Source organism: Rivularia sp. UHCC 0363 (genome assembly GCF_034931125.1).
Classification (GTDB): Bacteria; Cyanobacteriota; Cyanobacteriia; order Cyanobacteriales; family Nostocaceae; genus Rivularia.
Map to the genome: position 1 here is coordinate 1 of NZ_JAYGHM010000001.1, position 9,079 is coordinate 9,079.

Here is a 9,079-nt window from a genome sequence, read left to right on the forward strand (position 1 = left end):
CCCCCCATCTCCCCATCTCCCCATCCCCCCATCTCCCCATCTCCCCATCTCCCCATCTCCCCATCCCATCTCAATCATCGTCGTGCAATATCCCCCTCACGGGCTGCACGCTGTACTGCACCAGCTACTACGCTTGAGACTCGTTCGTCGAAGACTGAGGGTATAATGTTTTCTTTGCTTAAATCTGATGGTTTGATTAAAGAGGCGATCGCACTTGCTGCTTCAAGGTACATTGCTGTGGTGATGGTAGCTGCACGACAATCTAAAGCACCGCGAAATACTCCGGGGAATGCGAGTACGTTATTAATTTGATTTGGGTAGTCGCTGCGTCCTGTAGCTATAACCGCAACGTCGTCTCTAACTAACTCTGGCTGAATTTCTGGGACGGGATTGGCCATTGCAAATACAATCGCATCTTTTGCCATCGTCTTGACCATTTCTGGTGTTAAAACTCCTGGAGCGCTGACACCGATAAATACATCCGCACCTTTTACTGCATCAGCTAGCTTTCCCTGGGTTTTTACGGCGAATTCCTGCTTTTCTTTCGTTAGGTCATTGCGGTTGTTCGAAACAATACCTTTGGAATCACACATCCAAATTTGTTTTGCATGAGCTTCACGAAGTAACTTGGCGATCGCAACTCCAGCAGCTCCCGCACCGTTAATCACAATGCGGATTTGCTCTATGGGTTTTTGCACTAATTTCAAAGCGTTGAATAATGCCGCTAGGGTAACAATAGCCGTACCGTGTTGGTCATCGTGAAACACCGGAATATCTAATTCTTCCCTTAATCTGGCTTCAATTTCAAAGCAGCGAGGTGCAGCAATATCTTCTAAATTGACACCTCCAAATACCGGAGCAATGTTTTTGACTACATTCACAATTTCATCTGTATCCTGGGTTGCAAGGCAAATGGGGAAAGCATCGATACCGGCAAACTCTTTGAATAACATTGCTTTGCCTTCCATGACTGGTAAAGCAGCTTCCGGACCCAAGTTACCCAATCCCAAAACAGCGCTACCATCGGTAACAATTGCTACCATATTTTGCTTTATGGTTAAGTTGTAAACTTCCTCTGGATTCTGAGCAATCGCGCTGCAAATCCTTCCTACACCTGGAGTGTAAGCCATTGCTAAATCGGATATACTCTTGAGTTCAATTCTGCTGGTAATACTAATTTTACCGCCGCGATGTAAATTGAACGTCCGGTCATAAACATTTATCACCTTGATAACGGGTAGCGATCTAACTGCTTGGATAATATTGTCCGCGTGTTCCGTACTTGCAGCATCAACAGTGATATCGCGAATCGAAACCTGTCTGCTTTGCTCAATCAAATCAATTTGACCGAGATTTCCGCCGCTCGCTGCGATCGCGTTAGTTACGCTAGCAAACATCCCAATTTTATTGGGAATTTCTAAACGCAGTGTCAAACTAAAACTAGAGTTGGGTGTAAGGGCTGCCATTTTAATCGGTAGATGAGGAATATTAACTTATTAAATTAAGGTTAAAGGTTAAAAGTCAAATAATTTTGTGGTAATTAAGATTTTATAACGAACCGCAGAGACGCTGAGGACGCTGAGGGAAAAAGTTAAAGAGAGTTTTTTGTAGGGTGCTGTTAGCGTAACGCACCATTATTTTTATATAAAAACTTTTTATCAAATTTGGAAGAATACAAAGTTGAAGAAAAGTTGAGATCAATTTAACCCATCCCGTACCATCCATACCAAAACCCCTAGCAACCTTTCTACTGGGGGAATTAAGTATTCTGTCAAATCAATCGTTACGGTATTATCTTCTAATTTCAAAAAACTCCATAAATTTCCACTAGTAACGCTTCCATATATATTTGAAATAGGTTTATTATTCTCCGTATTAAATTTTTGGGCTGCAATCATTTCAGCAATACATTGTCCTAAACCACCTTTGAGATTTTCTTTCTTAGCTTCGATAATTACAACTGCTGGAGCTTCAATAAATAATTGTTCGGGAGAAAGACTGATGAGAAAATCACAAAAGCCAGTTAATCCCACAGTTGCATCAACGTTGAATTCTTCGCCAGAGAAAAAGCTGATTTCCCGATTTAGAAGCTTTCGTAATTCAAATAAAATCGGACTAATTATCAGTTCGGAACGCGCTTTTTCAGAACCCATCGCAATTGCTAAAGGAATACTTTCTTCTAAGAATTCCGCCAAATAGGAACTTGGTAAAACAGGTTCAATTTCTGGAAGAAAACGTTTACCTTCTACTAATGTTAGATTAAACTTTTGTTTAACTTTGGAAATACTGAAATCTCTGTAAGACATAAAGTGGATGTATTTATCTTATTACTGGCTTCCTTAAAAATATTACAATTAACTAAAATTAAACTAAAAAAGTAGCTGACCCAATATAATTAATATGGTGTAATATTTCTGCATTAACATAAAATTAATTTTATAATTACTAGCTCAATACGATTAAGTAGGGATAAATAATAAATTATGACGCAAGCAGTACCTAAATTACTAACTTTTGACGAATTTATTAACTGGTATCCTAATAATACGGGAATACGTTATGAACTGCGTGATGGGGTTATTATTGAGATGCCACCACCAACCGGCGACCATGAAAAAGTTGTGGGATTTATAGCACGTAAGCTAACTGTTGAGTTTGACCGACTTAATTTACCCTACACACAACGAACCACTCTGGAAAAAACAATCAACAGTTTCCCAAGCTGCATCAATTCCATTAGTAGTTAAGGTTGTAAGTACTAATTGGCGTGATGATTATTACAAAAAATTGGCTGATTACGAGGAAATGGGTATTTTAGAATATTGGATTGCCGATTATGCAGCTTTGGGAGGAAAGAAATTTATCGGCGACCCGAAACAACCTACCATTTTTGTATGCGAACTTATTAAAGGTGAATATAGGTTTAGTCAGTTTCGAGGTAACAGCCAGATTGTTTCCCCTACTTTTTCTCAACTAAACCTAACTCCTCAACAGATTTTTGATGCAGCACTTTAGATAATTTTACTTCTTCTTCCTGCCTTTAACTTTCTCATTCCCTTCTCGATGAGTTGCTGCTTTTGCTAATAAAGATTCAGCGAAAGCTACAGCGTCCGAAGCTGATTTTCCACCTGCTAACTGCGCTAACTCATCCCGTCTTTGATCTAAATTATCTAAAGCTGTAATCCTGACCACAGTGCGTTCATCACCATGTCCGTTGTCTGTTTTATTACCCTTAATTTGATTAATAATTTGCTTATTAACGTGAAAATGCCTGTCTGCCATTGCTGCTACTAAGGGTTGGTGAGTCACGCACAATACCTGAAACTGCGAACTTAATTGATGCAGCTTTTCGGCGATCGCCTGTGCGACTCTTCCGGAAACACCGACATCGATTTCGTCAAATACCATTGTTCCTGGGGTGTCTGAAGCTGAGAAACTAGCTTTCAAGGCTAATAAAAAGCGGCTCATTTCACCACCAGAAGCGGTTTCGGATAGCGGTTGTAGCGGTTCCCCCGGATTTGGACTGAACAAAAAGCCAATTTTATCGCTACCGTTTGCAGTTGGAGGAATGGGTGCGACTTCAACCTTGAATTGCACTTTGTCCATTGCTAAGGGTTTGAGTTCGCGAATAATTTCCGCTTCTAATAAAGCTGCTGTAGCGCTACGCAGTTTCGTTAGTTGGTGACAATGAGATGTAAGTTCTTCCAAACGTTCAAGTTCAAGTTTCTCCAAACTTTCAATGGATTTTTCCCCATCGTTGAGTTCGTCTAACTGCGTTTGAATACTGTTGTAATGTTCGATGACTTCAGCAAGTGAAGGCCCGTACTTACGACAAATATGTTTTAATTCCCGAATTCGTTCTTCTACTTCATCCAATCTTTGTGGGTCTGCTTCTAAACCATCTCCGTAAGCGTTCATTTGTCGGGCTACTTCTGTAACGGCTGTTTGAGCATCCCGAATTAATTCCAACAACGGTTGCAGTTCCTCAGTGTCGAACTCTACCATATTCATTAATGTAGCTTCGCTATCACCGAGCAAATCGCAAGCTGTAGAATCTCCGCCGTCACTTTGATACAAAGCTTGGTAAACTTTGTAACTCATCTGCTGCAATTCCACTACATGATTGAGACGTTCTTGCTCTTGCGAAAGCTTTTCGAGTTCGTTCGGTTCGTTGAGGTTAGCGTCTCCTAACTCTTTGGCTTGATAAGTTAGTAAATCAAGTTTTTGCAGCCGTTCCCGTTCGGAAGTACGACGACGCTCCAATAATAAATGAGTTTCGTGATAACGGCTGAAAGACCCAGCCACTAAAGAACGCTGCTTTCCTAACGCATCGCCACCATAAGCATCAAGCCAATTGCGAACCTTCGCCGACTGTCCCACCTGTACAGTTTGTCCTTGAGCGGTGATTTCTACCAAACGTTCTCGCAAAGTGTTCATTAACTGGCGATTTACCAAAACACCATTGACTCGCGATCGACTGCGGACATTACTGTTATTCGCGGTAATTTCACGACTGACAACTACTGAATTTTCATCAAGCAAATCAATTTCCTGTTCGCTTAACCAAGCAGCCAAAGCAGAATTAGAAGTAAAAGTACCTTCAATCGTGGCTCGTTGACTCCCAGTGCGAATCACTCGACTAGAGACTTTTCCACCCAAAACAGCATCGATCGCATCCAGGATAATTGATTTACCAGCACCAGTTTCCCCAGTAAGTACATTTAACCCAGCACCAAACTCCAATTCTAATTTATCGATTAAAGCAAAATTTTCTATATAAAGGGAGAGCAACATTCAGCAAAATTCTCCGTTAAGGCAGACGCGGGGTACTTCTACAGTTTGAGATACTAAGAATTGCATAAATTAAACGCAAACAACCTCAAATAGTTACTAAGCTGTTACGCACTTAATTTGTATAATACTAGCGAGCAAGATGCATGTCCTTACGGACACCCTGCGCTACCGCACTACAATGCTTTCATTTTTTCGCATTATATAATTTAGCTGCACATCAGCTTACTATCAAAAAGTGTTCGCTCCCGAACAACTGTACCAAACTCAGTTTAAAAGGTTAGAGGTCAAAGGTCAAAGGTTAGAGGTTAGAAGTCAAAGGTAAGTAAGTCGGCACAAATAAAACCAACTATGTAACGGTTGGGTAAACTGGTCTCAAAGCCTTGTCCCTACTGCCTATTCCCTACTCCCTGTCACAATCGCGATTTTCAACGCCGACCTACTTAATAACTATCATTCACTCTAGCTCAACTCTGAGACTATTTTTTACTATATAAGTTTATGAGGGGTTGGGGTGGTGCGAGCCGAAAAGCTCGCTAGTTGCCTTTAGCGATCAGGACGCTCGTACTTAGAATACATTGCCCAGCAAAATTAATGTAATAGACCACTACTCCCAACTCATAACCTTTGACCTTTGACTTACCTTTGACCCGATGGGTTACACTGATAAAAGTGATTGTTACAATACTTAACGTTTTAACTGTGATGCGGCGGTAAGTACATGAATATCAAGATTCCTCCTAAATCCACACCAACAGAGAAAAAATTAGTGCTTGTAGATAAAGTAGATTCCACTATTGTTGAATTACCAGTACAAAAAGACCGAAATCGGTTGTTGGAACTGACGACCAGCGAACATTTAGGATTGCGCTATAATCCTTTGGGAATAGCATCTCACTACCGCAAAAGACCCTTGCAGGTATGGAAGCGTATCTTCACGGTTTTAGCTCCCGTAATTAGCTTTGCATTTGGCTTGTGGTGGGATACTAAGCTTGGTAAGAATGTTAAAGGCGATCATCGTCGCGCCGTTCAATTGCGAATACTACTGACAAATTTAGGCCCGGCATATATTAAAATCGGACAGGCATTGTCTACAAGACCGGATTTAGTTCCCCCGGTTTATTTAGAAGAATTAACTCAACTGCAAGATAAATTACCACCTTTTGCCAACGAACTCGCTTATCAGTTTATTGAAGAAGAACTGGGTGCGCCTCCGCAAGATATTTATACCGAACTTACTCCAGACCCGATCGCCGCAGCTTCTTTAGGACAAGTCTACAAAGCTAAGTTAAAAGCTACGGGTGAAGAAGTCGCCGTTAAAGTGCAGCGTCCTGACTTGCGCGAACGTATAACTATTGATTTGTATATTCTACGTCGGTTATGTGCTTGGGGACAAAAAGCGATTAGGCAAGTGCGAAGCGATTTAGTCGGTATCCTCGATGAATTGGGAGAGCGGATATTCGAGGAGATGGATTACGTCAACGAGGGAGAAAATGCCGAGCGTTTCTTTCAACTTTATGGTCATCTAAAAGACGTATATGTTCCGAAAATATACTGGGAATATACTAATCGTCGCGTGTTGACGATGGAGTGGATTAACGGGATTAAATTAACTCAAGTAGAAGAAATCGCTGCTTTGGGTATAGATGCTCGTTATTTAGTAGAAGTAGGGGTTCAATGTTCTTTACGTCAACTATTGGAACATGGATTTTTCCATGCAGACCCTCACCCTGGTAACTTGTTAGCTACCTATGACGGGAAATTGGCTTATCTCGACTTTGGGATGATGAGCGAGGTTCAGCCACCGCAGCGTTATGGTTTAATTGAAGCAATTGTTCACGTTGTCAACCGCGATTTTGACGCTTTAGCTCACGACTACGTGAAGTTAGATTTTTTGACACCAGATGTCGATTTAACTCCAATTATTCCAGCATTTTCTAGAGTATTTGCTGATGCTCAAGGTGCTTCTGTTGCCGATTTAAATATTAAAACTATCACTGATGATTTATCAAATTTGATGTACGAATATCCCTTCCGCGTACCTCCTTACTACGCTTTGATTATTCGTTCTTTGGTAACATTAGAAGGGATTGCGATATATATTGACCCTAATTTTAAGGTTCTTAGCGAAGCATATCCTTATGTTTCCAAACGATTATTAACCGACCCATCTCCAGAATTAAGAGCTTCATTAAAGGACTTACTATTTAAAGATGGTCGCTTCCGTTGGAATCGTTTAGAAAACTTGTTAAAGAATGCTCGTAACTCTTCAGATTATGATTCTAATCAAGCATTAGATCAAGGATTAGAATTCTTAGCATCCGAACGTGGTGCTTTTATTCGCACTAAGTTGGTAGATGAATTATTTAAGGGACTCGATGCATTTGGTAGAAATATAATGCACAATTTTACTTACTTATTGCGCGAAAGAGTTGGTGTAACAGCTATTACTGAAACTCCTGGTGCATCCAGTGAAGAACAAGAAACTTTAGAGCATATCAAGAATATCATTAAGATTCTGCAAGAAGGTGGTAATTTTGATGCATCTAAAGCGATCGAGCAAATCAGTAAGACTATTGTTAATCCAAACGTACAGCGTTTAGGACAGCAAATTGCTTCTCAAGTCGCGCAAAAAGCGATCGCAAGGGTGTTAAGGGAATTGTTAGTCACAGAAGAAGCTGGAGTTAGAAAGCAATTACCCGCAGGTTAAAGAGTTAGGAGTTAGGAGTTAAAACAGCCGGTTTTTTGAATAAGCCGGTTTTTTCGTGTTTTTTTGTATTATTTTTCAATTCTCGATCAAAACCGAACCGTTAAAGTGAAGTTTACCGAATAATTTGCGTCCGATGGTGTTTGCCATAATTGTTTATCCTAAAAGATAGAGCGGTTCAAAAAACATTCTTTAATTATTTGTATTTTGAATAATCAAATTAAAGGATAAAAGATTAAGTTTGATTGCATTTTGAACTGAAGTAAGAAAATATGTTTTAGGAAAAATTTTATGCAAACTAATTGGCGAATTGGCTCCTTATTTGGAATTCCATTATTTTTAGACCCTTTATGGTTCTTGATTTTGGGCTTGGCAACTCTCAATTTTGGAATATCTTACCAGGAATTGGGAGCGATTCAAGGTTGGAGCGTTGGGGTGATAATGGCACTGTTGCTATTTAGCTCAGTAATTTTACATGAATTAGGACATAGTTTAGTAGCGCAAAGACAAGGAATTAAAGTTAATTCAATTACGCTATTTTTGTTCGGTGGAATGGCTGCAATTGAAGAAGAATCAAAGACTCCCGGACAAGCATTTCAAGTGGCGATCGCTGGTCCTTTGGTAAGTATTGGATTGTCGGTTTTGTTAACTTTAATAGCTGCTGCGATACCAGATACTATTGCCCTACATGCCATGTTGACCGATTTAGCCAGAATTAACTTAGTTTTAGCTTTATTTAATTTAATTCCCGGCTTACCCCTCGACGGTGGACAAGTTTTAAAAGCAGCACTTTGGAAAGCTACCGGGAACCGTTTCAAAGCAGTACGTTTAGCAGCGAAAGCCGGACAAATTTTAGGTTATGCTGCGATCGCGTTCGGTTTGCTAATAGATTTTTCAACAGGTGAATTAATAACGGGTTTGTGGATTGCAATGTTGGGTTGGTTTGGTATCCGTAGTGCAAAGAGTTACGAACGTGTCACTCAACTACAGGAAACCTTATTAGAAATGGTTGCGAGCGATGCAATGACTAGGGAATTCCGCGTAGTCGATGCCGAGAAAAGTTTACGCTATTTTGCTGACGAATATTTACTGGCAAATCAATCACAAGTTTACTTTGCTGACCGAGATGGACGCTATCAGGGAATGGTTAGTGTAGCTGACCTACAGGTTATAGAAAGAAGTTTATGGGAAACTCAAACCGTACAAAGTATAGTGCGTCCTTTGGATGAAATTCCTACGGTGAAAGAATCAATGAGTTTAGCTGAAGTAATTACCAAATTAGAAAACGAAAAATTGCAGCGCGTCACCGTACTTTCGCCAGCAGGTGCTGTAGCAGGTTTAATCGACCGAGGAGATATTTTGCGATCGCTAGCACAAAAATTGAATTTACGTATCGGCGATACTGAAATTAAGCGGGTTAAGGATGAAGGAAGTTATCCCCCTGGATTGCAGTTAGGAACGATCGCGAAATCAACTAAGTCATTGTAGGGTGTGTGACTAGGCTGTTGACTTTGATAGAATTTACTCGTTTTTGGCTGATGCATTTAACTGGTTCCCAGCCTCCGGCTGGGAACCCATGAC

Annotated in this window: 5 protein-coding genes and 1 pseudogene; 3 read left to right on the top strand and 3 right to left on the bottom strand. The window is 40.5% G+C overall.

The annotated features are described in order from the left end of the window. Positions 1-74: 74 nt before the first annotated feature. Positions 75-1,466 (bottom strand): malic enzyme-like NAD(P)-binding protein, encoded by a 1,392-nt coding sequence (locus tag VB797_RS00005; protein ID WP_323235557.1) that lies wholly within the window; start codon positions 1,464-1,466, stop codon positions 75-77. A gap of 231 nt (positions 1,467-1,697) precedes the next feature. Next, positions 1,698-2,306, bottom strand: coding sequence for a hypothetical protein (locus VB797_RS00010; RefSeq protein ID WP_323235558.1), 609 nt, complete (start codon positions 2,304-2,306; stop codon positions 1,698-1,700). 177 nt (positions 2,307-2,483) lie between these two features. On the opposite strand from VB797_RS00010, the pseudogene VB797_RS00015 reads away from it, so the two are divergent. Then, positions 2,484-3,015: pseudogene (locus tag VB797_RS00015) on the top strand (Uma2 family endonuclease). Positions 3,016-3,021: 6 nt separating this feature from the next. Here VB797_RS00015 and recN read toward each other — a convergent pair. Then, a complete protein-coding gene (gene recN / locus VB797_RS00020) occupies positions 3,022-4,794 on the bottom strand; it encodes a DNA repair protein RecN (protein ID WP_323235559.1) in 1,773 nt (590 codons plus the stop codon). Positions 4,795-5,512: 718 nt separating this feature from the next. On the opposite strand from recN, the gene VB797_RS00025 reads away from it, so the two are divergent. Continuing rightward, entirely contained in the window at positions 5,513-7,501 is a 1,989-nt protein-coding gene (locus VB797_RS00025; RefSeq protein WP_323235560.1) for an AarF/ABC1/UbiB kinase family protein, read from the top strand. Positions 7,502-7,789: 288 nt separating this feature from the next. Continuing rightward, a complete protein-coding gene (locus VB797_RS00030) occupies positions 7,790-8,986 on the top strand; it encodes a site-2 protease family protein (RefSeq protein ID WP_323235561.1) in 1,197 nt (398 codons plus the stop codon). The last annotated feature ends 93 nt before the right edge of the window (positions 8,987-9,079 follow it).

Bases quoted from the DNA above. Each gene is read 5' to 3' on its own strand.
- VB797_RS00005 (WP_323235557.1), bottom strand. From the start codon at position 1,466: ATGGCAGCCCTTACACCCAACTCTAGTTTTAGTTTGACACTGCGTTTA.
- VB797_RS00010 (WP_323235558.1), bottom strand. From the start codon at position 2,306: ATGTCTTACAGAGATTTCAGTATTTCCAAAGTTAAACAAAAGTTTAAT.
- recN (WP_323235559.1), bottom strand. From the start codon at position 4,794: ATGTTGCTCTCCCTTTATATAGAAAATTTTGCTTTAATCGATAAATTA.
- VB797_RS00025 (WP_323235560.1), top strand. From the start codon at position 5,513: ATGAATATCAAGATTCCTCCTAAATCCACACCAACAGAGAAAAAATTA.
- VB797_RS00030 (WP_323235561.1), top strand. From the start codon at position 7,790: ATGCAAACTAATTGGCGAATTGGCTCCTTATTTGGAATTCCATTATTT.